The 25982-nt window shown below is 67.4% G+C and carries 16 protein-coding genes and 6 pseudogenes; 6 read left to right on the top strand and 16 right to left on the bottom strand.

From position 1 onward, the window contains the following. Positions 1-1506: 1506 nt before the first annotated feature. The 4 genes and pseudogenes from ACQEWB_RS49725 to ACQEWB_RS49740 form a co-directional block, all read left to right on the top strand. A pseudogene (locus ACQEWB_RS49725) lies at positions 1507-1833 on the top strand (DUF6192 family protein); the annotation flags it as partial. A 121-nt stretch (positions 1834-1954) separates the two neighbouring features. Then, a pseudogene (locus ACQEWB_RS49730) lies at positions 1955-2062 on the top strand (DUF6192 family protein); the annotation flags it as partial. A 37-nt stretch (positions 2063-2099) separates the two neighbouring features. Next, positions 2100-2675: a DUF6192 family protein gene (locus ACQEWB_RS49735; RefSeq protein WP_432844421.1), complete on the top strand. Its 576-nt coding sequence runs from the start codon at positions 2100-2102 to the stop codon at positions 2673-2675. Positions 2676-2734: 59 nt separating this feature from the next. Continuing rightward, a pseudogene (locus ACQEWB_RS49740) lies at positions 2735-3596 on the top strand (IS5 family transposase). A gap of 751 nt (positions 3597-4347) precedes the next feature. Here ACQEWB_RS49740 and ACQEWB_RS49745 read toward each other — a convergent pair. Beyond that, positions 4348-4656 carry a hypothetical protein gene (locus ACQEWB_RS49745; RefSeq protein ID WP_432844422.1) on the bottom strand — a complete coding sequence of 103 codons (309 nt, stop codon included), beginning with the start codon at positions 4654-4656 and terminating at the stop codon, positions 4348-4350. A gap of 70 nt (positions 4657-4726) precedes the next feature. Between ACQEWB_RS49745 and ACQEWB_RS49750 the strand changes: the two genes are divergently transcribed. Continuing rightward, positions 4727-5224 carry a hypothetical protein gene (locus ACQEWB_RS49750; RefSeq protein WP_432844423.1) on the top strand — a complete coding sequence of 166 codons (498 nt, stop codon included), beginning with the start codon at positions 4727-4729 and terminating at the stop codon, positions 5222-5224. A 415-nt stretch (positions 5225-5639) separates the two neighbouring features. Here the strand turns inward: ACQEWB_RS49750 and ACQEWB_RS49755 are convergent, their stop codons facing one another. Next, a complete protein-coding gene (locus ACQEWB_RS49755) occupies positions 5640-8153 on the bottom strand; it encodes a hypothetical protein (RefSeq protein WP_432844424.1) in 2514 nt (837 codons plus the stop codon). A gap of 651 nt (positions 8154-8804) precedes the next feature. Here ACQEWB_RS49755 and ACQEWB_RS49760 point away from each other — a divergent pair. Further along, positions 8805-8951, top strand: coding sequence for a hypothetical protein (locus tag ACQEWB_RS49760; RefSeq protein WP_432844425.1), 147 nt, complete (start codon positions 8805-8807; stop codon positions 8949-8951). A 338-nt stretch (positions 8952-9289) separates the two neighbouring features. Here the strand turns inward: ACQEWB_RS49760 and ACQEWB_RS49765 are convergent, their stop codons facing one another. The 14 genes and pseudogenes from ACQEWB_RS49765 to ACQEWB_RS49830 form a co-directional block, all read right to left on the bottom strand. Then, entirely contained in the window at positions 9290-9955 is a 666-nt protein-coding gene (locus ACQEWB_RS49765) for a hypothetical protein (RefSeq protein ID WP_432844426.1), read from the bottom strand. An 11-nt stretch (positions 9956-9966) separates the two neighbouring features. Further along, entirely contained in the window at positions 9967-10428 is a 462-nt protein-coding gene (locus tag ACQEWB_RS49770) for a hypothetical protein (RefSeq protein ID WP_432844427.1), read from the bottom strand. 57 nt (positions 10429-10485) lie between these two features. Beyond that, the gene (locus ACQEWB_RS49775) at positions 10486-11313 is read right to left on the bottom strand and encodes a hypothetical protein (protein ID WP_432844584.1); all 828 of its coding nucleotides are present in this window, start codon (positions 11311-11313) and stop codon (positions 10486-10488) included. Between the two features lie 151 nt (positions 11314-11464). Next, positions 11465-12538 (bottom strand): annotated as a pseudogene (locus tag ACQEWB_RS49780) (SAV_2336 N-terminal domain-related protein); the annotation flags it as partial. Between the two features lie 30 nt (positions 12539-12568). Then, positions 12569-13648 (bottom strand): AAA family ATPase, encoded by a 1080-nt coding sequence (locus tag ACQEWB_RS49785; protein ID WP_432844428.1) that lies wholly within the window; start codon positions 13646-13648, stop codon positions 12569-12571. A 223-nt stretch (positions 13649-13871) separates the two neighbouring features. Continuing rightward, positions 13872-14441 carry a hypothetical protein gene (locus ACQEWB_RS49790; RefSeq protein ID WP_432844429.1) on the bottom strand — a complete coding sequence of 190 codons (570 nt, stop codon included), beginning with the start codon at positions 14439-14441 and terminating at the stop codon, positions 13872-13874. 1258 nt (positions 14442-15699) lie between these two features. Next, positions 15700-16323 carry an alpha/beta fold hydrolase gene (locus tag ACQEWB_RS49795; protein WP_432844430.1) on the bottom strand — a complete coding sequence of 208 codons (624 nt, stop codon included), beginning with the start codon at positions 16321-16323 and terminating at the stop codon, positions 15700-15702. Between the two features lie 39 nt (positions 16324-16362). Continuing rightward, positions 16363-17344 (bottom strand): annotated as a pseudogene (locus ACQEWB_RS49800) (IS5 family transposase). A gap of 9 nt (positions 17345-17353) precedes the next feature. Further along, a complete protein-coding gene (locus ACQEWB_RS49805; RefSeq protein WP_432844431.1) occupies positions 17354-19114 on the bottom strand; it encodes a GAF domain-containing SpoIIE family protein phosphatase in 1761 nt (586 codons plus the stop codon). Between the two features lie 201 nt (positions 19115-19315). After that, a pseudogene (locus tag ACQEWB_RS49810) lies at positions 19316-20929 on the bottom strand (MFS transporter). Positions 20930-21108: 179 nt separating this feature from the next. Next, a complete protein-coding gene (locus tag ACQEWB_RS49815) occupies positions 21109-22335 on the bottom strand; it encodes a lactonase family protein (protein ID WP_432844432.1) in 1227 nt (408 codons plus the stop codon). Next, the gene (locus tag ACQEWB_RS49820; protein WP_432844433.1) at positions 22332-23456 is read right to left on the bottom strand and encodes a sugar phosphate isomerase/epimerase family protein; all 1125 of its coding nucleotides are present in this window, start codon (positions 23454-23456) and stop codon (positions 22332-22334) included. Before ACQEWB_RS49820 ends, ACQEWB_RS49815 begins: the two co-directional genes overlap by 4 nt. Continuing rightward, positions 23453-23923 carry a C-glycoside deglycosidase beta subunit domain-containing protein gene (locus ACQEWB_RS49825; protein WP_432844434.1) on the bottom strand — a complete coding sequence of 157 codons (471 nt, stop codon included), beginning with the start codon at positions 23921-23923 and terminating at the stop codon, positions 23453-23455. Before ACQEWB_RS49825 ends, ACQEWB_RS49820 begins: the two co-directional genes overlap by 4 nt. Before the next feature lie 82 nt (positions 23924-24005). Further along, the gene (locus ACQEWB_RS49830) at positions 24006-25694 is read right to left on the bottom strand and encodes a GMC oxidoreductase (protein WP_432844435.1); all 1689 of its coding nucleotides are present in this window, start codon (positions 25692-25694) and stop codon (positions 24006-24008) included. Positions 25695-25982 lie beyond the last annotated feature (288 nt).

Below are 25982 nucleotides of genomic sequence, written 5' to 3' on the forward strand. Positions count from 1 at the left end.
GGGAGTGGGCACTGCTATGGCTGATCTGCAGGAGCCAGGTACTGCTGCTCCCAGTCCGTTGCCCGGTATGAGGCAACGGCCTGCGACCTGTGTGCGGCCAAGGCCTGCGGGTGGTCGATGCGGCTGAAGCGAGCTGTAGTCGATGGGTCGGGACTGCCTGCGTCGGCGGCGGTCGAGGAGGGCTTGGGCCACACGTGCCCCGCTGCCAGGGCGGGGAGGGCTTTGCAGGATCGGCGAGGAGCAGATACACGAAAGTCCATAACGCCAGCCAGGTCCTCGGAAGAAGCTGCTCGTCGCCGATGGCGAGCCGAGGCTGCCGACCTCCTCGATGGGCCGGCACGATGTGGCGGGGCCTGGCCGCCGCCCACTCCAACAGCAGTTCCCTCGTGACCGTCGGGCTGAATCCGGCAGGCGTTGAGGAACTCGGCTGCCAGAATACTCCTGAAAACTGCGGTGGGGCGAAAACCCAGCGGCGCCGCGCCGACCGGGGTCAGCAGCCCCGACTCCGTTCAGTCCCTGTTCCATATCTCCGGTTGTCTGGGCAAGCCTATGGCGATACTAGGCTTGGCCGGCTTGTGTCCGAGTGGCGCCGGGCCGGGACCGGAGAATCGGGTGTGCGGAGGGCTGTGGCGAACGGCTGAGGCTGGTGAGCGCGGCCCGATGCCGTTGTTCTGTATTTCTGCGGTGTGTCGTGCCAGGCAGTGGCGTCGGATTCGCCGGCTGCGGAGGCGGGTGGCGGTCCGAGCTGGACGGCGCCGGAGTGGCCCAAGTGCCCGGTCTGCGGGGCGAACTTGGGTGGCGAGGGTGGACCGGCGGTCGAACGCCGTCTACTGCTCGCGGCGGTGCGGTGACCGAGGGCCTGGAGGGCCCGGAAGGATTCGTACGGCGAAACGTTCACGGTTGACCGTTGCGCGAACACAATCCGGATCGCACTTTCCGATCGGAAACCGGCTAATTACCGGGCCAATCGTTGTGATCATAGGATTTTACGGTCTGACTCTCGGCTTCGAGAGGCGGGCCGTGTCTCGTCACGGTCAACGGCCGTGCCCGGTCCGCGGGTTGGGGTGAGAACCGTGCCCGAGGAGATCCGAGAACACCGACGCCCGGCGGCAAGGTCGGCAGTGTCAGCGCGAGCCGGTACGCGGAGATTGTGGCGGAGCTGCGGAAGCTGGTGGAGACGGCCAGCCGCATCCAGTTCGCGATCGGCGACTACGCGCTGGAAGTCGAGCCCATGCGCCGAGTACGGGCGGCCAGGAGCGGAGCGAGGCGCCGTTCACCGGTGAAGGAGTCGCTTGTTCCGCCTGGCCGAGGACATCGGGGTGGTCGTACTCGATGGTGAACCAGACGCGATGGACGGCGTCCAGGGGTCCCGAAGGACCGCCGGGTCGCGGGCGTCTTCCTACACGGTCCACCGGATTCTGGCGGGGATCGCGGGACGAGGAGGAGCGGGTGTCGGAGGCGATCCGGCAACCCCCGCCGGCGGGGAAAGTCGCGGTGGACCGCCGGATGAGGCGACCCGGCGGGCGGGCCGGTCAGGCGTCCGTCAAGCCGGTCACCCGCGCAGGAGAAGGTCAAGCGCGATCCACACGCTTCGCCAAGGACGAGGAGGTCGCGGCGACGGTGACCTGGCGATCTGCTGCCGTCGTCCGGCCGTGGTCGCGCCAAGTCAAGCCCGCCGACAAGGTGAGGGCGGTGGAGGAGCTGTCCCGCGAGGACGAGGTCGCCGCGGCGATCGCCCCGGACATCCTGCGGCGCCCCGCGGTCGTCGCGAAGGTCAAGGCGGCCGACAAGGTGAAAGGTCGTCGAGGGAAGCTGACCCGGGACGAGTCCGTCGCCGCTGAGGTGACCACCGGTCTGCTGCGTCGGCCGGACGTCGCGTTCAAGGCGATGGGCGACGACACCAGCCCGCCACCAGGTCAACCGCGCCCAGGTCGAACGCGGCCAGCAGGCCCGCGAGGACTTCGAGGAGAACAACCCGCTCGCCCCGGCGATCCGCGCGATCGACCGGTCGGTGGAGTTCCTCGACCTCGTCACCGCCTGCCACGCGTTCGTCGCGGCGGCCGGCCGCGTCGTCCCGGGCCTGCGCGACCGGCAGCTCGGTGACGACGAACGCGTCCTGGTCCAGCGAGAACGTCGCCCGGGTCCGCGCGCGACTTCTGGACTGGATCGAGACGGCCGTCGACACCGGGAAGGTCGACGTCGACGGCGAACTGGCCCGGCTCCTGCCAAGGCGAATAGCCGGTGCCACGCGCTTCCGAGCGCAGATCGGCGGGCTTGCCAGCGGCACGCCGACACGGTCCCGGTTCGTGCTCTTCGAGGCCCGCCCGGCCGGGCTGACCTTCCCTCAGCTCGTCCGTTCCGGCGAGCTGACGCCCAGCCAGACCCGCGCGGGCCTGGCCTGCCTGCGCGACATTCATCTCCGAACGGGGCTGGCCGCCCCTGATCCTGGACGAAGAAGGACGGCTACCGGTTCTGCAACCGACACCGCCGAGCTCCAAGCCTACGAACTCTCGATCGTGAGGGAGAAGCTCACCGGAGATCCGCCGGTTCATCACCGCCGTCGTCGGCCCGCACGCCGCTCTCCAGCCGAAAGGACGGTGGATCAAGCACCTCAACACCCAGCTCGGCTCGGTCGAGTCCACGCTCGACATCATCGCGAGTACATCGACAGCTGACCGAGTTGGGGGACGGCACAGCCGTCCCCCAACTCCACTCTCCGGAAGGGAGGTTTGTGTTGTCCCGGCACCGCTGCTACCCCTCCGACACCTACGATGACGAATGGGCCCTCATCGAGCCCCTCCTCCCGCCGCCGGCCTGCGAGTCCCCCAAGGGGGGACGCCCCGAGAAACACCCGCGCCGCGAGGTCGTCGACGCGATCCGCTACGTCGTCGACAGCCGGATGCAAGTGGAGGGCCCTGCCCAGGGACTTCCCGCCCTGGCGGACCTGCTACAACTTCATGGCCCGCTGGGCCGCGGGCCGGCACCGTCGGACAGATCCGTGACCAGCTCCGCAAACGCATCCGCCGCGAGATGGGCCGGGCCCCCGGCGCGGTTGCCACCGGTCATCGACTCCCAGTCCGTCAAAGCCGCCGAGACCGTCGGGCGCGACTCGCGCGGCTACGACGGCGCGCGAAAAAGATCAACGGACGCAAGCGGCACCTGGTCGTCGACACCAAGGGCCTACCGCTGTTCGTCATGGTCACCCCGGCCGACACGACCGACCGCGACGCTGCCAAGGAAGTGCTCTTCAGGCTGCGGGCTGATGCACCCCGAGATCACCATCGTCTGGGCCGACTCCGGCTATGCCGGACAGCTCGTGACCTGGGCCAAGAAGAACCTGGACCTCACGCTCAAGACGATCAGCCGTCCGAAGGACGCGGTCGGGTTCGTCATCCTGCCCCGCCGCTGGGTTGTCGAGAGGTCGCTCGCCTGGATCATGCACGCCCGCCGTCACGCCCGGGACTACGAGCGGCTCATGCCAGCACTCGGAATCCTTGATCACCTGGGCCTCGATCACGCTAATGACCAGGCGCATCACCCGCCGGTCCTCCCGCAGGAGCACGCAACCCGCCTCGCGCGAGGCCAACCGGGACTGATCGTTCTCAAGTTCACGGTCGGCAACTCCACCCGGACCGGCTCTGAGAACCCGCCGGAGCCACTCTCCCACGAACTCTCGTGGTCCCGCCGACGGTTCAACACCCGGTGATCTGTGACGTTCTAACGGCCGGTGGGGCGTGGTCACGCGAGTTCGCCGGGGGCATACCGCCGTCGGGGCGGGCCCACCCGGGTCAGTTCGGACTGGAGGTATGAGGGCAGAGCGTCATGGACGGCCTTCGGAAGAACGCTGCGAGCGGGGCCTCTTCACGCCGGGGGTAGTAGCCGTGGCTCCTGAGGTGCTGCACCAGGTCGTCCTCCGTGAGCATTGCTCGGAGTCGGGTGGCGAGCCCGTCGGGTGCCTTTACGAGTAACGCGGCGCTCATCGAGATCGTTGTCGTGGTCCACCGTCATCAGGTGGGCGGCGAGCGCTCCCAGTGCCAGGACGTTGCCGTCCTCTGTCTGAGCTTTCCCGCTGGCCATGGTCTCCCATAGCTTGCCGCGCTTGGCCTGCACGTTCCACAGGGTGGTCTCTGCTGTCGTCACGATCCGACTTTAGTCACCCCTTCGGCCCGGCGAAGTCCTGTTCATGAACGATGCCGACACCCTCACCCGCACCAACCGGTTGAGCCGTTCGCCAACCAGTCACGACCACCGACATGTCATGTCGGCCTCAGGAACAGGCACTCAGATGGACGAGCTCGCGGCGGCCGCACGTCTGCCGGGGGTGGTGGCCCGGGATGTCGGGAGCCGTCAGGGTGTCCAGGTCCACTCGCTCCCCCCCGCCCGGGGCCCGTCGACCAGAGCGGCGCAGCGGCTGAACTGCATGGCGGCCGCGGTCCAGCGGGCGATCGCGAGGAGATGGTCCACCGCGGGACGTCCTTGGCGGCGGGCGAAGTCTTCGTCCCAGGTTTCTGTGCACAGGGTGCGGCAGGCTTGGGCGTAGGCGTCCGCGACGGTGGCGGGCAGCGTCGCCCCGCGCGCGTGAGCCTCGAGCAAGGGGATGAAGGTGGCGGGCTGCTGGGCCAGTGCCTGAAGGTTGCGGCCGGTCAGTTGAGCCACGAAGTCGGCTCCATTCAGGCCGTGCTGGCTGGCTGCTGTCTTCCAGTCGTCGCGGGTCAGCGGAGCAAGCGTGACCACGGCCACCTGGCGGGATCTCGGCCACAGCGTGCGCAGGCCCGTCTCCAGGGCTGCGGGCCAGCGGCTGGTGCGGCAGGCGATCCTCACCCGCAGGCCCTCGGCTCTCGGGTTCGCTCAACGCCCGCAGATGGTGCACCAGCATCTTGTCGAGGCCGGGGATGTCGCTCAGCCCTTCGTCCAAGCCGTCCAGCAGGACATACCTCGCCTCGTTGCCCACGCTCGTGCTCAGGTTCTGCTGCAGTCGCTCGCCGGCGGAGGTCAGGTCGAAGACGTCCCTGCCCAGATCCAGGAAGGTGGCCGGCAGCCCGTCGTGGAGGAGTTGTTTGTGCTCTTGGTGGAGCGTGACGGACTTGCCGCATCCCCGCTCCCCCAGGACCACGATGGCAGGCGTGTCCCGCATGTCGTCCAGACAAGGCAGGCGGCTTCGGTTGGGGCCGCTTTCGAGGCGCTCACGGGCCTGCGCACTGTCAGCGGCCACTGGCAGCAGTGATCGTCTCCAGGCATATCGCGCCATCTCATCCTTGCCTGCCGGTTGGGGACGCTCGTTCGCCTGACTTCTTTCGGCTGTGCGTCCGGCCAGATCGTGAGTATTGCAATATTCCGCAAGGTGCTGGAGTCAGATCAGTGTCCATGGGCATCGCTCAGCCATTGCGCGAAGAGGGCGTCACGGACGGACGGTGAGGTGCGTTTGGGTGGTCGTTGTTCTCCCGCATGCTGTCCAAAACCCGTCCGGGGGCCGCCGTCTGCTTCAACGCTGGCAGCGCCTGGTCCTCAGGCGTGTTCACGTAACTGTCCACCCAGGTGGCGACCTGATCGTCGGATCGCCTGTCCGCCATCTCTTCGCAGGCGTTGCTGTGAGCCGAAAAAGACCTGATACATAGCAGCGAGCAGACTGGGTGCGAAGATCATACGGTCTGCTGTCCTGGCAGTCCTTCAGGGACTGCGGACAGGGCGTAGGGGGCACCGGGGACGGCAATCCGGAAATAGCCTGTCAGGAGCATCCGTTCGGCCGCTTCCCGCTCAGTTACTGCTTCCTGTGCTGTTTGAATGCGGCGGGCTGCACTCGTCACGCCTGTGCCGCCATCGGTCCAAAGCAGTAGTTCCGCTGCCAGGGCAAGCGGGAGCGGCACCTGTTGCCCCCAGGTGCGGCTCAGGCCGGTCCGCACGAGTCCCGGAGGAAGCACTGGCATACGGTCATCCAGCCGAGCGCAGGTGATGGCCGTCAATGTCCCCAGCGGGCGCTGCTGGCGAGCTGGGCAGCGTTGTTCGCTGAAACCCGTGGCCCAGGTTGGCTGCACCGCTTGCTCCCGGCGCCGGTGGCTCTTGCGACGAAGCACGCATGCAAGGCCCATAGCCATGCCCTGGCAGAAAGCCGTACGGTCCACAGGCCAGCCAATCGAGCCCGTCCCGAACGCCCATGCAGTAGGCGGAACAGCGTGGGATCGCACCGGTACTCCCGGGCCGTCCAGGGTGAAAAAGAAGTCCAGCCAAGTGCGCCTTTCATCCCCGCTGTTGGGCCTCTGCCTGCCCGAGCCGCGCCCTCTTCCTTGGCCGCTGGGGCCAGAGATCCAGACCGCAGCCAGCCAGTCGCGCGCCCTGGCATCAGCGTCCGTCTCCTCCCACCACCGCGCATCGCGTCGTTGTGGTCCGCTGTGCAGCGGCCGTGCCGGAGCAGACGACTCGTTGCCCCAGGTCCTGCGCTGCCCTGTTTGCCTGCCCACATCGCGCGTGCTGGGGCGCGAATGTGCACGGCCAAGGAGCCAACGAGTCTCCAAGGCTGCCTGGCAGGACCCACACCGAAGACGACGGCCGCGACACGTTGTGCCGCATCGATGTCGCGCAACCTCGGAGCCCTCCCCGGTCAGGTTGCGGCCAAATCCGTGCGGCCAGCCTGTGTGCACCCGCCAGTTTCCGTCCATGTACCCGGGTCGCCCGCTGCCGGGAAGGCCGGCGGCTGGCGTGCCAGAACGCCACGTCTCCTCGCAATTGAAGGGATAGGCCGGTGCGGATTTCACGCCAACGCCGTAGAGCCCGATCCGGGCACGGCCCTGTTCAGAAGAGAGGAGTTGCCTGAACAACCTCGTTTTCATCGACGCTTCCGCAACCCCGATAGCTTCTTTCCAGCAACTCGAAAGGATTTCGAGGAAAGCATCCTCGAGAATAATTTCCGCCGAACCCGTAAAGAATTGAGTCGAGAATTTCAGTCGATTCAGAAAACGCTGATACAGGTCAAGCTGAAGCGTCGCCGAAACATTTACCCTTTTTGTGCTTTCATTGCTCTTGATCTGCAGATTATGGTGTGACCCGCTGCGTCCGGGCGCCTGCCGAGGCCCCTGCTCCTCGCCAGCGCGTGACAGCAGGGGCTGCGCGGCCTCCGCAACCTGCTCGCGCAGCGGTGCGGGCCGCGCCGGGGCGTCTGCGGCCGGGAGGCCGCGGCGAAAGGCGAGCAGGTCACGGACAGCCGTAGGTGTGAGACGGCGCACCGCCTGCACACGCGGGGCTCCCAGGCTGGAAGCGTCCAGCAGGGCGTCGAAGGCGTCGTGGCCGATGGCCACCGGGTTGACGTCCATGGCTCCTCCTGTCTGGCTGGTCATCGCGCTCCCCCTTCGGCTGTGCTGCTCGCGGGCCTTGGTGCGTACGCGGGCCAGACGGCCCTGGAACGCCTTCACGCTCAGCCCCGCGAATTCGGCGGCTTCCTCCTGGGTCCAGCCCGCCCCGTGCCAGGCGACGGCGGCGCGTAGTTCGGGGGTGGTCAGCAGCGGCAGCACGCGATCGATCATGCCGTGGACGACGGCGGTGTGGCAGGGATCCGCGGCGCGCTGGTCGGGAAGGGCGACGACAGGGTCGCCGTCGAGTCCGGTACAGGGCTGCGAGCGCCGGGCCGCGGTGTACTGCTTGCTCCAGGCCTCGTAGACCTTGCGGAAGGCGAAGACGCAGGCACCCACGTAGTAGGTCGTCAGCGCCGCGCCCTTCGCGGGGTTCCATCTGCCGCCCGCCAGGGCGTTGTCGCGGAAGGTCTGCAGGCCGTCCAGGACAGAGTCGGTGACCACCTCGTAGCGGTCGTCCTGGCTCCACTGAGGGATGATCAGACGGGCAGGAACAGGGCATCCGGCGCTGCGGGCCTGGCGGAAGATCTCCCCCGTCCCGGTCCAGTCGAGCAGGACGGGCCAGGCGTACTCCATCAGCTGGCCGGTGAACCTCTCGAACAGCGGACCGGCGAAGCCCTGCGCGCGCAGAATCTCCACTACCTCGGCGTCCCTGGCATGACGGCCAGCTCGCTCGGCTGCACTCTCCTTGGGGACACCGGGCGCCAGCAGCCGTTCGAACCGCGCGAGTTCGCCGTCCAGCACGAGCAGTTCGGCCCCACCGGCCGGGGGCGAGTCAGGGTGGTGGGAAGTGCCCACTGCCTCATCAGACATGTGCACTCCTTTGCGCTGCGGCCGGCTCGTCGGTTGCCTGGGTTTGCCTCACACCACCTCATAGGACCGTGCCGCACTTCCACCCTCACCTCTCCCGGGAACATCCTTTGTGACATGGGTCACGCGAGGGCATCGCGGGGTGCACCGGCTACAGCATCAGCGACCAGAATCGGCGGCATCCGAGCCGCTGCCCCCATCCCTCCGCGGAGCTGATGTGCGCAACAAACGACCGTGACCCGCTCGACCAACGCGCCGCTCTCATCCTCTTGTTCGGCGCACTGACCACGGTCGGGGCCGGCAGGAAACACATGACGACCGGCGCGACAGCGGCCGGGAGCGGCTCCACCACGACGGTCGCGCTCACCATCGCCGGCCTGCTGGTGACCATCGGGCTCGCCGTCATCGGCTGGATCATCGCCGGGAAGCGCCGGGCCCGGGACCGTACAGCCAATGTCACCAACAGCGACCTCAACACCCTCATCGCCCAACTGCTCGCCGCAGACGTCGAAGCCCGCCGTCTCCAAGCCCTGCTCGGGCCGGCGGGCGGCGACGACTTCAAGGAGCTCACCCGGCTCGCCCCCCACGTGGAGAGCCACGGCGCCCCGGTGCACCGCTCCGCTACCGGTCCTCGTCTCCGACGTCGTCCAGGACATGAAGAACCTCATCGCCCTGCCCGTCGACAACACCACCCCGTTCGGCGAGTACGGCGTCCGCGTCCAGCAGCAGACCCGCGCCGTCGACAAACTCCTGGCCTCCATCGACAAGGCGCTCAGCAGCGCCCGGCAACTGCGCAGGTGAGCAGCGGGCAGTCGATCGGAGAACGCGAGACGGCACATGAACAGGCTCAAGCACTGGGGACCGCGGGGCCTTCTCCTACAACCCGTCGGACAGTGGGCCCGCCGTTGACCAATAGGGGACAACGCGCCCCGGCTAGAACCTGGACCGCTGGAGGGTCGGATCGTTCGGTCGAACCGACCACCATCCCGGCGTCGCCGGCCCGACCGCAGGAGTACGACGCCACGCCCGGGCCGCGCTGGAACACATCGACCACCAGGGCCGTACGCACCGCGCCGACGGCCGCCCGCAGTCCACCCGCGATGGATCTGGCTGAAGCTCGCCTCTCACCGCGGAGAGTCTCATGCCTCGTTCGTCGCCTTCTTAGCCAGCAAGAGTTCTTTGAGCGTGTCGTAGCTGTATCTTCTGCGGGCAGTGATGTGAATGCTCCACGAGCTATCGTCGGATAGTTCTGTCATCAGCGCGCCCCACATGGCTTCGAAGCTCCTGGCAAGTGTGATGTCACCGCCGTCCTCTCCGAACAGGGGCAGGCAGACGGAGCTGAGGGGCAAGTCCAACTCGCGGCGTTCCCTGCGGGCCACCTCAAAGATTTTGTGTGTGGCCTGGGTGATGGCATGCGGGTTGATGACGTAATTGTCAGCGCCTTCCACCGGAGTGCCGACGGCCGCGTGGTAGATGCGGTGGATATCGCGCTCGGCTAGCGCCCCGGAGGGGGTCGGCGCTACCGTGCCCTCGCCCACTGGCATGCCGTAGCGGGCGTGGGCGCGCAGCCAGGCAATGAGGCTGTCGCCGACCACATCCTCAAGGATCTCCCCGCCGACACCTTTGACTGCGGCAGCCCGCCGCAGTCTGCCCGAGATGGAGGAGCTGGAAAACGGCGAGGCCTCCAGGTAGAGGTTCTCCGCCGATACAACGATGTCGATACCGGACAGTAATTCCAGCGGGCCGCCGTGAATGAAGAACTGGGCGGTGGAGGAGCCGGTCCCCACCACTACCGGACCGAACATCTCGGGCTCCGTCAGAAAGTCCCACCATGCGCATCCAATTGCCCACGCCTGGGCATACCCGAAACAGGCTCCTCAGGATAGGGCTCTACCAGAGCTCTTTCCAGATTTGTTCGCAGAGCCCGTACGAGCCGTCCGTCAGGGCCGGGTTTGATAACGGATAAGTGATCGCCGGGCAGCACAGCGGCTTCAGGAAATACCCCCAAGGCCGAAGAGGGCAAGACCACGTTGTCGCTCTCGCCCACGTAAGCCATGAAGGGGATCGGGCAGCGGTCGTTCGACACATGCCGAGCGTGGACGATGCCCGTCATCACCCTGCGCTGGGCCTCCTGCACCGAGGCTTGAAGCGGCCTCAACTGACGTTCCTGGTAGCTGCCAATGACACCCAGAAGGCTGCGGCGCAGCAACAGGAAGAGCTCCGAACCGTTGTTGGGACAGGCGAACATCACCACCCGCCGGATCCGGGCCAGTTCCACCCCCGGCCCTCCGCGAGCATCCGAGACAGATACCGCTGGACCACGAGCCCACCTTGGCTATGGGTGACGAACACCAAGCCGCTCGTGGGTGGACGGCTGGCTGTCCAGATAATCTCTGAGGACGTCGGCAACGGTGTCGAGATTCGGCATTTTCCGCAATGGGCTAAACGATGTACGGGGTGTCGCGTAGTCGAAGAAAAGAAAATCGAAGTCCTGCGCAACGCCGGGCATCCTGGATAGCTCTGCCCCGAGTTCACGCCAGGTATCGGACGAGGAGAACAGTCCGTGAACAAAGACGACTGCGGCCCTGCCTGTTCTTCCCAGCGGTGATAGATCCCTCGTCCTGGGTGGCGTTCGCTCTTCCTGGCGTGAATCCTCTTCCTTTCCCAACGGGCCGGGATGTTCCGAGGGATTCCTCAGCATGTGCTGAGGACTGTCATTGTCGAGGGTTTCCCACGTGGATGGTGCTTCGATGCGATTGCGGTCTGGATCTTGTCCAGTGGGGCTTTCGGCAGTCACGTTCGGATGGGCATCCGGACGGGGCTCGTCGTCCGGGGCTCGCCTCAACTCAGCGAATGCTTCCGTGTGTTCGTCCACCAGGAGCTGACCGCTTGTCCCCTGGTCCACTCGGGTGGCCAGGAACTCCCGTACTGCCCCATGGCGCTGTTCCAGGTACTGCCAGACCGTCTGCCGGACCAGTTCCCGTACGGCGGAGACGTCACTTCGGCGTTGGGAGCCGAGCAGGGCGTCTCGTACGCCGGGGCGGAAGTCGAAGGCGAGGTCGGTGGTGGAGGCGTCCCAGGGTTCGAAGAGGCCGCCGAGGGCGACTTCGGCGAGGTGGCCGTGCTCGGAGTTGTGGAGCATGGAGCGCCGTACGAGGGTCATGACCGGGAGGGTCAGAGGGACGGCAGCAAGGTAAGCGGCGAGTTGTTGGGCGGTGGGTGAGGCATTCGCCCGGAAGCGTTTCGACGGCGGCGAGCCCGCTGGGGGTATCGGGGGTCTGAGCCGGTAGTGCGGGCAGGGGTTGGCGAGTTTCAAGGTGCAGGCAGGGCAGCAGCTGGCGGCTGGAGTCGCCGGCGGTCACGCGGGCGAGCCGGGTGAGGCTTGCCGGGGTGGCAGAGATGATGGGAATCGCCGTCGCGCCCGGGGTGGCAGATGGCTCGGCGCGCCTGCGGCGCAGGCGTGTACGTGGTGTGACGGGGGTGTGGTGCCAGGTGCGGGTCGGGGACGCGGGATGGTCGGCGCGGAGCCACATCGGTGCGGGGTGTGCGGAGCCTCGGGTCCACAGCCGTTCGGGCAGGACGTTGAGAATGGCGATCGCGTTGTGTCCGCTCCAGCGGGCGAGGAGTTCGTGCAGTGCTCCCCCGCGCCAGCCGTTGGCCACGGTGTCCGTGAGGAGCAGGATGAGCCGGTGTCCGGCCGGGTCGGCGAGTTCGGAGGGGCTGCGGGCTGTAGCGTCACGACTCGGGGCGACTGCCGGGGTGCCGCCGTATTCCGTTCCGGAGAGGTACCAGCTTCGTACGTCGCGGAAGACGCCGCTGCGGGTCAGGATCCGGCGGAGTTCCTCGACGAGATCGCTCCACAACAGCATCGAATGGTGGGCATCGACGACCAGGGCAAGGTCCAGCCAGCTGCGCTCGGCAGGCAGGTAGACCGGGCTGGGCAGCAGTTGCTCGGCGCTGCGTTCCACGGTGGCCTGCTCATCGAGCCGCTCGCCGGTGGCGCCGATCGCGCGGCGTCCCAGGGGTCTGAGGGCCCGCATCAGGGCGAGGGGTTCATGCAGTGTGTCCGCACGGGGCAGGCGCAGAGGCATGCCCTTGAGGCCGAGGGTGTCATCGGTGCTCCCGCCTGCTGGGAACATCTGAGCGTCTGGTTCCCGTTTGGCGGGCTGCTGTTGTCGGTGCTGTTTGCTGGGTGAGCTGGCTGCGGGACCTGGCGTCCGGGCCTCGGACTCGGCAGCCCGGTTTCGGGAGGCCGCATCAACCCGTGCCGCAAGCCACAGGATGTCCGCGATCTCCTCCACGCCGATGTCCGTGTCCGTGTGGCTCTCGGTGAACGCGGTCAGCAGCTCTTCAATCACGGCATGCTCCGGCCTGGTCGCATCCGGCACGGTCCACCGCTCGCCGGTGGAGAGCCTCGCTCATACCGACGGTTCCGTGAGGTGCTGCATCACGGTGTCGAGGAACCGCTGGCGGTCCTCCTGCGCACTCCATGCCCTGCTGAGCCGGAGCTGGATGGCGTTCAGGAGCTGGTCAGTCGCCAGGTCGCCGGCAGTGCCGCGGTCGAGGAACTCCATGAGGAGCCGCTCGGGTTCGGAACCCTCGGTCACCTCGACGCCGAGCCGCTGGCGGATGATGCGGGCGAGTTTGTCGGGACCGGGCGGGTCGAGGTGGAGGCGGACGCAGCGGCGTAGGAAGGCCGGGGGGAATTCGCGCTCGCCGTTACTGGTGAGGACGACCACAGGGAAGGTGCGGCACTGGACGTGTCCGCCTGTGATGCGGACGAGGGCGTCGGGGGCGTCGGCGGTGGCAATGTCCGCCTGGAGGGTGTCCGAGGCGAGCCGGGCCAGTTCGGGGATCTCGAAGCTGCCATCCTCGAAGAGGGTAAGGAGGTCACCGGGTAGGTCGATGTCGCTCTTGTCGATCTCGTCGATCAGCAGTACCCGGGGGCGGTCCTGAGGCAGCAGTGCGGTGCCGAGCGGGCCGAGCCGCAGATAGCGAGCGATGGACGAGACAGCCGGGGCCGGGGCCGAGGGGGTGGTGGCCGAGGCAAGGGTGCGCGGGGCCGTGCCGCGCAGCATCTGATCCAGATTGGCTTCCTGAAGGCGGCCGATGGCGTCGTAGAGATAGAGGCCGTCGCGCAGCACGCTGCGGCTGGTGATGGGCCAGCGCAGTACGGGCCCCAGTGCGAGGTCAGTGGCGATGCTGTGGGCGAGGGTTGATTTGCCGACGCCGGGTTTGCCAGTGACCAGGAGTGGACGGCGCAGATAGAGCGCGGTATTGACGATGTCGGTCTCTTCGTCGCCGGGGACGTAGCCTTCGCCACGTTCGACGGTGCGGGACCACGATTCGCCCGCGCAGTCGGGGGGTTGGTAGGCGGGGTCGGGTGTGCCGGAGAAGTCACGCCAGGGCGGCACCGGTGTCATGTCGAGGCGTTCCTGGCGCTCGGTGGTGGTGCCGGCCCCTTGGTAGAGCCACCAGTCCTTTGCTGTCGCCGTCATCGGGACGCTCCCTGGTTCTGTCGAGGGCTGCTTCGTGACTGGGCCGATTGGTAAGCCGGTCAGCTGTGCAGGGACCGCGTTTCCACTGTGCAGTCGGGATCGTCCCACAGAAGGGTGATACGACTGCCGGTTGCGCCGTCGAGGCGCAGTTCGTGGACTTGCTGGGGCAGGGTCAGCACGTTGGTGGTGGGCTGGCCGTTGTCGTCTAGCGCAAGCAGTCGTGTCAATTCCGCGCGGGCGTCAGGATCTTCGGGTGCGGTGCTCCGCCGCGCCACCACACGGCCGCCGGTATGCCGCCTTCGAGCACAGCATCAATCATGCTTTGTGTGTGTATGCCGGAGATGTCGGCGAGGACACAGGAAGGTGTTTTTCGGCTGCGCAGTCGCAGGCCAAGGGTGCGTTTGATGTGCGAGTCGGTAATCACTTGGATCGCCTGCGAGTATCTGCCGCCTTGGGCGCACAACCAGCGCCACTTTTGTTCCCAGACGGCCCGGGCGTCTTGGCGTTCGTCGGGGCATCGGACGACGACATGGTGGAGCAGGCCCAGCGGGACGCTGCCGGTGCGACGCCCACTAGGCATGTCCCACTGGTCGAAGGGGGTGTCTAAGAGCTCGAAGGGGACGTGGAACTCGATCCGTTCCACCACAGGGAGCTTGCCCTCGTCGTCCTCCATCCGCAACGCCTCCTGTACCGCTTTGAGTTGGTGTCCAAGGGCATCGCGTACCTGATCCAGGAGCAGGGGGCGACCTTCAGATTCCCAGACGGAGAGAAGGGTCTCTCGGCGCCGCCACATCCGTACCTGGTATGTGTCCACACCGACTTGGTCCAGGCGCAGGTGCAGCACGGTGCTGTGGCGCGGCTGCGGTGGCGGTGGCAGGGCGGGGACGCTGAGGCGGGTCCGGGTCTCTTCGACCCACTTGGATAGAATTTTCCCCAGGCGGGGTCGGCGTACTTGGCGAGATAGCGCACGAACGGCACCGTCAGGGGGATGGTCGGGGTGCGGCCCTGGCGTTCGTTGAGGTCCTGTGCAACGTCGATGAGACTGTCGCCGGGCAGGCCCTCATGTACGGGGGTGGTGCAGCCGGTGACGCGGAACGCCCAGGCATAGGCGTCGTAGGTGTGCGGAGGCAAGGCGTGGCCGGCGAAGGCTCGGTCGAGGCCGTTCCAGGCGTCTTGGTCCAAGCGGGCGGCCTTCGCCAGGTGCGGCAAGCCGTGATCGAGGAAGGATGATGCGTCCCAGTCGCGGTCCTTGATGAACTGGGGAAGCTGCCAGGCATCGCCACGGCGGCGCAGTTCCTCGAACCGCTTGTGGACGGCGCGGCCGATGTCAGCAAGGTCGGCGACGCAGTCGGGGAGCTTGCGGCGGGCCAGTTCGGCCAGGAGCTCCTCGGTGAACTGGCCCGCCTGGCGTTCGGTGTCGTTCTTGGCGGCCTCGCCGGGGCGGGAGGCGTAGAGCAGGAACTGGCGGCGGCCGACTTGGATGGTGCCGCCGCCGTAGTCGTTGCTGCCGAAGTTCAGTGCGCTCTCGCGCGGGTCGACACGGCAGGCGTCGACGAGGACGGCCTGGAGCGGGAAGCGCGGGTGACTGACCTTGTCGGTGGCCCACCAGGCAAGTGCTGAGTCCAGGTTGAGGTGCCTGATCTGGCCCTCGTCGGCGTCGGCGCACGCCAGCATCAGGTCGCGGCGAGGGCTGAGGAATCCGTGGCCGGCCCAGTAGATCCACAGCATGTCCCCGTTGCACTGCGCAAGTTCCACCAGCAGCGTGTTCTTGACGTTCTCCTCGGTGGCGGGCCGCCACCGGGTGCGTAGCCGGGCCAGTTCAGGGGTGGCGGACCAGTCCAGCCCTTCGGCGGAGACCGGGGACAGCAGCAGCCGGATGTTGTCCGTGGGTACCCTGGCCGGTCCGGTGAGCCACTGTGTGAAGCGCAGCGCGTCGCGTGCCGCGCCGTGCAGGTCCCAGCCCGAGGTGATCGCGTACTTCTCGATCCCTACGACGAGCGCGTACATCCGGTGCGGGCTCGGTGTCTCGGGGAACTGGCCATCCAGAACGCTCATCCCAGCTCCGCCACGGCCTCGGCGACGCCGTCGTAGAGGCTGTCCGTCTTCCAGTAGGCGCTGTGGCTGGGTGGGAAGGGCTGGCCGCTGACGACTTCGTGGTCGGTGACCCGGGGGTCAGCGGGGAAGATCGGCTCGGCCAGGAAGGCGAGCAGGTCCTGACGGTCGTAGACGTTCAGCCAGCGCGGGAATCCGTCGGGCAGGCCAGCGCCGGGCTCGAGTCCGGTGAGAGCACCGAGTTCATGCAGGAAGGGCGCCTGGGAGCCGACCGTGACTAGCAGTCTGATGCCGGACAGCGGCTGTCCCTGTGCGGCGCTCAGGGCGAGCAGGTCGACGAGTGCGACGCCGCCGAGGCTGTGTCCGATCAGGACGGTCGGCGCGGCTGGTCCCGCCTCGGTGGCGATGTGTTGTCTCAGGTGGTCTCTGAGGTCCGCCCCTTTGGACTGGTAACGCAGGATGTCACCAAGGGCCGGGGCGGAGGAGTTGGTGAGGCGGCCACGCCAGACGTTGAGAGCCGGCTGGGTCGTCATCCGCAGGGCGAGCTTCCCCAGTACGGCGGCCGCGCGGCCGCCGGGCACCCGGGCGTCGCCGCCGAGCCGGGCAGTGAGCACAGCGACCATGCGGTCGCGTTCGGCGCTAGGGACTGTCTGCGGTTGTGATCAATCGGTTTTCAGGAGGCTGCGGATCCAGATGGTCGCTGCGCGGAGATGGAGTCCGGCGAGGTAGCTTTCGGGCGTCTTGTCGTAGCGGGTCGCGATGCCTCGCCAGTCCTTCAGCTTGTTGATGGCCCGCTCAACCGTGTTGCGATCGCGGTAGAGATCGGCGCTGCAGGTGACCGGCCTGCCACCCCGGCTGCCTTTCTTCCTGCGGTTGGCTGCCTGGTCTTTCTTCTCCGGGATGACCGCCTCGATACGGCGTTTGCGCAGGTGGGCACGGTTGGCGCGGGAAGAATAGGCCTTATCGCCGGCCACGGCGGCGGGCCGGGTGCGGGGACGGCCGACGGGCAGACGGACCCGCACTTTACTCAGGACCGGGACGAACTGGGGCTGTCGGCGGCCTGCCCGGCGGTCAGAAGGAGCGCCATCGGCCGGCAGCGCCGATCGGCGGCCAGGTGAATCTTGCTGGTCAGCCCGCCACGGGACCGCCCGAGCAGGGCGGCCTTCAGCCGGGCCCGCCGTCGTAAGCGGATGCGTCGGCGTTCGGCGCGGACCGGATCGATTTCGCCGTCCTGTCCGCCTTGTTCCTCGGACGCTCCCCCTTTTGCGAGGCCGCCTCTTCGAGCGCGGCCAGGGTCTCTTCACTGACCCGCATGCCAGCCGCGTCGTGATGAGCCCGCGTGGTTGTGGAATCCACGCTGACCAGTGACATGTCGATCTCGTCCCGGCGGGCGGCCTCGGCGATCGCCTCTTCCAGCAGGGCCTGGAAAACGCCCGCGTCCCGCCATCGCATGAAGCGGTTGTAGATGGTCTGCCAGGCGCCGAACCGCTCAGGCATCTCCCGCCACTGACTGCCGGTGCGGAACCGCCAGATCACCCCCTCGAACTGATCCCGCAGCCGCTCGGGGTACGGGCCGAACCTGCCGACCGGCAGGAATGGCCCGATGAACTCCCACTCTTCGTCGGTCAGTTGCGTACGCGTCACGCCACAGTCCTACCGGATCGGCAGGTACCGCCGAACTTGATCACAACTGAAGACAGTCCCTAGCCGGGTCAGTGCGTCGTCGGGGCCCAGCGCTCGTGTGTCCAGGAGGCCGTCGGTGAAGAGTGCAGTGATGGTGCCAGGCCCGAGAGTGATCTCTTGCTGCTCGTAGTGATGGTCGTCCCCGAGCCCCAGCGGAGGGCCGACTGGTACGTCGAGTGCGGTGAGCTCGCCGGGGGCGGGGCTGACCAGAGGTAGGGGATGTCCGGCCGTAGCCACCTTCGCAACACCCGTTGCGGGGTCGAGCCATAGGCAGCAGCAGGTGGCGAACCGGGATGTCCCGAGTATGCGCAGCAGCCTGTCCGTGCGTTCGAGGATGGTGGCCGGCTCGTGGCCTTCGGTGGCATAGGCAAGGACGGCGCTGCGTAGATGTCCCATCACACCGGCTGCCTGTGGACTGTGGCCTTCCACGTCTCCGATTACGAGGCCGATCCGGTCATCGGGGAGCGGAATAGCGTCGTACCAGTCACCGCCTACCGCTGCTCCCTCGGTAGCTGGAAGGTATCGGGACGTCACCACTGTCTCCGGCGTGAGGGGCAAGCTAGGCGGAAGCAGGCTCTCCTGCATGGTTCGGGCGAAGGCGTGCTCCACCTCCTGTGCATAGACGCGTTCCAGGGCTTGACCGATCTGCCCCAGCATGAGGGCGGTCAACGCGATTTCCTCATCCGCTGGGGAGCAGTGCCAGGGTGCGGGGAACTCCAGGATGCAACAGCCGATCGATCTGCCGTTGGCGATCAGGGGCATGTAGGCCCGTGGTTGGTTGCCTTGGTTGTCATTTGCACGTGGTTCGCTGGTACGGGCGGACGCGTCGCCTGACTGGTGCAGGCGGGCTTCTACGAGGGTGACCGTGTCGGTCTCCGGGGTGGAACGCGACAGGGGGGTGCCTTCAACGTGGCCGACCTCGTCGCGGGAGAACCCGGAGGAGCCGACGACTCGAAGGCGTCCTTCTTGGACGAGGCACAGCATGAGCGCGCTGGCTCCGAAGGGTGCCATGACCTGGTCCTGCGCGGCGGTGAGGACGTCACGGATCTGTACGGCACCCGCCAGTTGCGTGGAGAGGCGGCGGAGCTGGTAGAGGAACGTGGTACCGGTGACGCCGCGACCGAGCTGGTCTGCGGCAGGTGTCGAGCCGGCATCGGGCAGTGGCATGGGAGCAGGTGCGATGAAGATCGGAACGGTCGGGGCCTCCATGGACAGCCCCGCCTCGGCGAGGTGGTGCAGCTGGCCCGCGAGTTTCTCGGCCACTGTCTGGAGGAGTCGAAGATCGTCCGGGGCAACCGGTGTGCCTCGTGTCTGAGTGCGTGACCAGCGCACACTCAAGCAGCCAAAGGTTCGCCCGGCCTCGACGAGTGGGACAGATGCCACTGCCATGGGAAACGGGCTGTGCAGAAAGAGCTCCGGTACCTGGCGGATCAGCTCCCGGACCTCGTCGGCTTCGGCCACGATGAGCTCACCGGTTCTGTAGGCCCGGGCGGTCGGCTGCCGCATGTCTTCCAGGGACAGCTCCGAGGGAACCGTGAAGCCACACGGCGTATCCACCGCCACGGCTCCCCTCAATGCAGGTCGACCGTGCACGGGAAGGTAGGCGGCGTAGGTCGTGGCGGCGAGCCGGTCTTTCAGCTCCAGCAGAGCGGAGGCAAGAGCCACGTCACGAGGCGACTGAGGCCGTTCAGGGCCTCCTGGGGTCGGCGATGCCTCGATCTCGGTGCTCACGCCATCTCACCTCTATGAGCAGCACACGGGCGGAATAGATCCACGCTAGCGCTCTTGTCCCTTGCAGGCTGCTGCCCGCCGCTGAGCGCCTGGTGGATTGCACCGGGAGTGCGGGGAGACGGCGGTGGGCGACGCCGTCTCCGGCGGCCGGTCACACAGCGAGGACGCAGCAGGCTTCTGCGACGCCGCCGCTACTGCGTGTTACGGCGGGTCCGTCCGGCAGTCCGGCGCGGGCGCACGGCCCCAGGCGTGCCAGGTGAGGAGAGTCAGGAGCATCGTGACGACGCCGACGCCTCCGTAGGCCCACCGGGGTCCGGCAGCCTCGGCGGAGGTACCCACCGCGAGACCGGTAAGGGTGTTCATGCCCGGGAGGGCCATGGTCCACAGCCCCATAGCGCGACCGCGCAGGTGCGCCGGCGTGGAGACGAGGACGAAGGCGTTTGCCCGGGCGATGAACCAGATGGAGAAGCAGCCGACAGCTGCGATGGTCACGAACAGGGCGACCAGCGTCGAGGAGAAGGAGCAGAGGAGCACCGCAGCGCCCATCACCAGGCCAAGATTGCGGACGTCGGTACCCTTCGGGTTGGGGCCGCGCGTTGCGGAGAGGAGCGCACCGGGAAGCGCGCCGACGCCAAAGGCTGCTGTGATGGCGCCGTATCCGGAGCCGCCGACGTGGAGCACTTGCTGGGCCATCAGTGGCATCAGGGGAGCTACGTTGTAGACCGCGCCAGCAGAGACGGCCAGCAGCAGGCTGGCCCGGATCGCTGGGTTAGACCAAGCGAACCGAATTCCGTCACGCGAGGTCCGGGGTCGGCGTGCGCGCTGTGCCGCGGGTTTGGTCTCGGCCTTCGAGGTCGGCTTCAGTCGCAGCAGCACCAGGGTGGTCGGGACGAAGGACAGGCTGTTCATGAGAAAGCACGCCCATGGTCCCCAGACCCCCAGTAGTGCGCCGCCGAGGGAGGGCCCGAGAATGCGGGAGGCGTTGATGACAACCTCGTTGAGGCTGACAGCACTGGCCAGGCGGGCGGGGCCGACCAGGTCGAAGACGTAGACCTGGCGTGCTGGCGCGTCGGCCGCGAACGCGGTGCCCATCAGCAGGGCAATCACCGCCAGCGCGGGGATCGTGATGTGGCCGGTCGCCGTCAGGACCGTCAGCAGAGCGGCGATCGACAACTGGGTTTATTGTGTGGTGAGCAGGAGACGGCGTCTGTCGAAGCGGTCCGACAGACTGCCGAAGGCGCCGCCGAGCAGCAAGATCGGCAGGTAGAGGGCACCCGTAACCACGCTGAGGGCAGCTCCGCCGCCGTGCAGCTCAACGACGAGCCATGCCTGTCCCACGGCCTGGGTTGCCGTTCCGGAGGACGACAACGCCTGGCACAGGAACCACCGCCTGCACCCCGGAGCACGCAGGACCGCCAGGCCTTCGGTGACCTCCTTCTTGAATCTGTCGCGCCGGGACGATGTTCCGACTGCCAACTGACGCTCCTTGAAGGAATGGTGATGCAGGCCGATGCTCGAGGGGCCGCCATCAACACCGCGTCGGGCGCCGCCGTCTGCGACCAGACGGTGGATCAGGTGGTGGCGAGTAGTCCTACACCCACTCCGTACCGCCCGCAGTGAGCTGTTCGCGCAAGTCGCCGAGGCCCAGGAGCCCCATGTGCAGGGACCGGTGGCGGTTGAGTTGCATGCGGTGGCCTCACCGCAGTACGGGACGATGAGCTTGAGGTCGGGGAAGCCGTCGAACACTGTGGAGGCTGCGGGTTCGACGACGGCGGCGTGCTCCCAGGCAAGGGCAGGGGAGCCGTTGACGTGCATGGCAGTGGCCACGACCGGGCCACTCCCCCAGTTCTGGCAGTCCCGTTGCCGCCGCGGTCAGCGCCAGGTCTCCGGGCTGCGCCAGGGCGAGGTTGCGATACTCGCCGGGTTTAGCGTCGAACACTTGTCACCGGTCAGCTCTGCAGTGGCCCGGCTCCGGAGTCACCGGGCCACTCGCATCACTCAGCCAGCTCCGCGAACGCGACGAAGGCCGGCTGCGAAACGTGCGCTTCCGCCAGCAGCGAGAGCACCCCGTCGGCTTCACCGACCGCGTACGCACGCACGAGGTCAGCCGGTCTGTCGGCGACGAGCATGAACGCCCCGGACGGGTCGAAGGCGAAGCTGCGGGCTGCGACACCCGGGTGGAGTGAGGGTGCGAGGGAGACATGCCCCAGGCGGGCGAGACCGCCCTCGTGGGAGACCTCGAACCAGGCGATCGAGTCCTCTCCGCGGTTGTTGACGTAGACGAACCTGCCGTTGGGGTGCACTCTGACCTCGGCTGGTTCGTTCAGGCCCTCGTGGCCGGCCGCGACGGTGGACACCTGGTCCACGAGGCTCAGCCGGCCCGACGCCGGGTCGAACGTGAAGGAGGCAAGGTCGGACGCGAACTCGCACGTGGCGAAGCCGCGTCCGCTCGTAGGGTCGAATGCGATGTGCCGTGGACCAGTTTCCGGCGGGAACGTGTGCGTGTGAACGAGTTCGAGCGTGTCACCGAGCGCAAAGACGTGGATGCGGTCAGTGCCTTTGTCGCCCACCAGCACGTAGTTGCCGCTGGGATCGATGACGGCGCAGTGCGCGTGGGCGCTGGCCTGGCCGTGTCCGCCGGCCTGCGGCGAGAAATTCGGGTCCTTGCCGTGGCCGGGCATCACCTGCACGTCGTGGAGTTGACCGATCCGCCCGTCCGGTTCGAGGCCGTAGAGCAGCACGGTCGAGTCGTCGTACAGGTATTTCACCGCCCAGGTGCCGTCATCCGTCCGGACGACGTGTTCGACGTGCTCGAAGTCGCCGTGGTTGGCGGTCAGGAGGGCGTTTCGGCGCTCGTCGACCGAGAGGAACGTCGGCCGGGGGCCGGGCGCGACGCGCGAGTTCAGCCATGTCAGGCTGCCGTCCTGTTCGGACACCGACAGGGCATGCACGCTTGCGGGAGGTTCCACCGGCCCTCGGCCGTCGGTCTTGCGCTCGTCCACGGCGTACAGGGTGCGCGTGGCGGCGGCGTAGACGAGGTAGCCGGCGTCGCGGGGCTCGGAGACCCGGCTCAGAGGGGTGAGTTTGCGCCCGTCCCGGCTGACCTCGAGCGTGGTGATGCCGCCGGCCCCGGAGTGGTTGCCGTAGGTGCCGACGTATGCGATGAGTCGGCTGCCCGGTCCGGCCGGGGTGGCGTGGGTGTGTTCAGTCGTGGTGCTCATGCGGCCAGCAGCCTCCGCAGCATCTTCTGGTGGCGGCGGACCTGCTCCACCTCGTCCATCAGGTCTTCGCGACCTCGGTCCTGGAAGTAGCGCTGGCCCTCGTACTCGGAGTTGATGTATCCGTGGAAGCCGCCCTCCTTCAGGGCACGGATCGCCGACGGATAGTCGATCGAGATCTCCTGGTACTCCCCTGGCTGCAACGGCACCGGAGACATGTTGTTGAACTTGCCGTGGACGTGGATGACGTGAGGGGCGAGCTGTCGGAGTGTGTCTGCGGAGGTCTGGGAGAGCATGAGTGCCTCGGCGACGGCTCGGTAGTCGACGTCCTGGGGGTTCTGGACGCGCTCGTCGGTGTAGCGTTTCACGCCCTCGAACGCCTCGGTGAAGTCGGCTTGGCAGATCCCCGTGGTCAGGAAGCGGTTGAATTCGGCGCGCAGGTTGCCGGCGGTGTGGCGAGCCATGTCAAGGTGGTCGAATGGGGCCTTGCCCTCTCGGAGTTGGAGAGCTAGGTGCACGGATGCTTCGCACGCCGATTCCTGGGCGCCGCGTCGCTGGAACCACGCCAGGAGTACTTCCGAGGGCCGGAACTGGAAGATGCCGAGGTCCGGCACGATGCCGAGGTGCTTGGTTCCGGTGCGTTCGACGATGTCCATGATCTCGCCGACTTCCCGGCCCTCTAGGGGCATGGGCTGGTGGATCTCCTTGCCGAGCTTGATGTCGAGTTGTTCGGCGAGGGGCAGGGCGGAAAGGAGCACGTCGATGGGGACGACGGACAGGACGCGCACGTTGGTGAAGCCGAGGGACTTGGCGAGCCGGAGGTCGTGGCGGAGCCGGTCGGCGCATTCCTCGATGGTCATGACGTGGTCGCGGAACTGCAGGACGTCCATCCCGACGTCCATGGCGACGGGCTTGGTGCCGTAGGTGTCCATCCACGCGAACCACTGGCGCCGGAAGGCGTCGCCGGGGTCGGGGTAGCGCAGGGACATCTCGTCGACGAGTTCGATGCCGTCGGCGCCGCCGAGGTTTTGGCCGACCTCGCGGATCTGATCCTCCAGCGTGAGTTCCTTGAAGAACTGGGACTGCTGGTAGCTGTAGAGCGATACGCCGCGCTGGATGGTCATCGGGTCTTCTCCGGCTCGGTCAGGGTGAGGGTGTAGGCGACGATCTGCGGGGCCTTGTCCGAGCCTGCTCCGGAGCCGGGCTTCGGGGGGTTCTTCACCCATTCCTCGTCGGTGGGCAGGTAGCCGTAGGCGGCGAGGACGGACTGCTGGAAGCGGACGGTGTGCTCGCCTGGGGTGAGGCCGCCAGGGGCGGCGATGTGCAGGATGCCTTCGTCGTCGTAGTCCCAGTGCTCGTGCACCGCGGTGCGGATCTCGTCGAAGGTCCGGGGGGCCTTGCCGTTGATCTCGAACGCCTGACGGTCGGTGGGGTATTCGGTTCCGTCGACTTCGATGTAGTAGCCGTTGTGGAGGGAGAGGTAGCAGCCGCGGTAGTTGGCGTGGCGGACGGCGAGGGTGAAGCCGACGGTCTGCCCGTCGCGCTGTTCGTTGCGCAGGCTGTCGGGGCGGATCAAGAAGTTTTCGAACATTTCTTTCACCAGGTGTGGTCGTGGGGTGTTCGGAGGCGGCCGGCCGGTCCGCCGAGGCGTTCGGCGAACCGGTCTTCGTGTCCTAGCTGTCTCGGCCAGAGCGCTGGTGAAGCGATCCGTCCGCGTACTGACGGGCGATGTAGTCGCAGGCACGTGCGGTGAGTGCCATGATCGTCAGGGTCGGGCCGACTCCGCCGTTCGACACGTAGGCACTGGCGTCCGTGACGAAGAGGTTGGGGACGTCCCACGCCTGGTTGTGCTCGTTGAGGACCGACTTGGCGGGGTCGTTGCCCATCCGGGCGCCGCCGCACTCGTGGATCGCCGCGCCCATGGCCAGGCTCCGCTTGATCCCGAGGCGGAAGATCGCCCGACTGACCGGGTCTGCGTCGGGCCAGATCTTCCGCGAGTCCAGGCCGAGTGCCGAGGCCGCGAAGTTGACGCGGTAGCCGCTTGCCTCGGCCATCTCACGCAGGCCGCGGACCTGAGCGCGCATCAGGGCGCGCTCGTTGTCGGTGATCGCGAGGTGGATGCGTGGGATGGGAATGCCCCATGCGTCGGTGCGCCGGGGGTGCACGGTGATGCGGTTGTCGTAGTAGGGCAGCATCTCGCCGAACCCCATGAGTCCCACGACGCCGCCGGCGCCTTCCGGAACGGGCATCCGGCCGATGGTCCCTTGCACCGACCAGCCGCGGGCGAAGTCCGTCGAGGTGGTGCGGTCGACGTTGTCGAAGTGTGGGATGTAGACGCCCCCGATGGGCGGGTAGTACGGGTCGGCTGGGGCTTGGTCCGTCGATTCGGATCCGGGGTGGTGCGGATCGTCGCCGAACAGCAAGCTCGGGGTCTGGTCCATGAAGTAGTGCCCGAGGAGACCGGATGAGTTGGCCAGCCCGTCCGGGTGCGTGTCACTGGCGGAGTTGAGCAGCAGCCGGACCGACTCGATGGCCGACGCGCACGACACGACGACGTCCGCGTATACGCGGTGCCGGTTCTTCGTGTTCTGGTCGATGAAGATCGCGCCGTCCGCGAGGCCGGTCTTCGCATTGACGGTGATCTTCTGCACGATCGCATCGGTACGGGTGGTCAGCCGCCCTGTCTTGCGTGCCGCGACGATCCCGAGGGGGACGCGGTGCAGGTTGGGGGCCGCATAGCGCCACGGTGTCACATGACGGTCCGGCCACCGGCCCTCGACCGTGGCCTTGAACTGCTTCTCGGCCGCGGTCAGCAGTGACGGCCCGCGGTACTTGCCGTCCGGGAGGTTGGGCAGGCCGTCGCTGGTCCCGTAGAGGCCCAGGAACTCCTCGACCTGGTCGTAGTACGGGGCGAGGTCGGCGTAGGAGATGGGCCAGTCCTCGCCATGTCCGTCACGCGAGGCGGCCTTGAATTCGTGGTCGGAGGACCGCAGCAGCACGCGCCCGTAGGCGTGCAGGCGTCCGCCGAGCTGGCGGCCGCGGATCCAGAGGAACTCGCCGTCGGACGCGTACGGGTGCTTCCAGTCGTTGACCAGGAACGGGCTGGTCTGTTCCTTGAACATGGCCCGGCGGGCCTGGACGTACTGTCCCTTCAGGCCAGCGCGGAGCCGGCCGCCGAGGCCGATACTCATCGCCTGGGGCGCCGTCTCGGGCGGGGGCGTGAAGTCCGCCTCGCTGATGTCGCGTCCGGCCTCCAGAAGCAGTACCTCAAGGCCCCGCTCCGTCAGTTCCTTGACGGCGATGCTGCCGGCCGCGCCGGAGCCGATGACCAGGGCGTCATAGCGCTTGTCGAGAGACTCCATGGTCAGCACCCGCCCTGAGATGCAGCGATGGCCATATCGTCGCGGTGGTCACGATTTGCGTTCACGGTCCTTCAACTCTTCTCTGCTGTGAGGCTTGGTCTTCGCCCGTCGGGGCGGCTCCGGTTGCCCGGATCAGTGACGGCGGCCTTACGCCGTCGGACCTCGTACCTCACGCAGACCGAGCCGCTGGCTGCGTTCCCAGGCACCGAAGACCAGCCCCTGGGGGGTGTGCGGGGTGGCCACTCCTGGGCGGGGAGTCGTCCGGGGAGGTTTGGGTGCCGAGACGTC

This window comes from Streptomyces sp. CA-249302 (assembly GCF_050936785.1).
GTDB lineage: Bacteria > Actinomycetota > Actinomycetes > Streptomycetales > Streptomycetaceae > Streptomyces.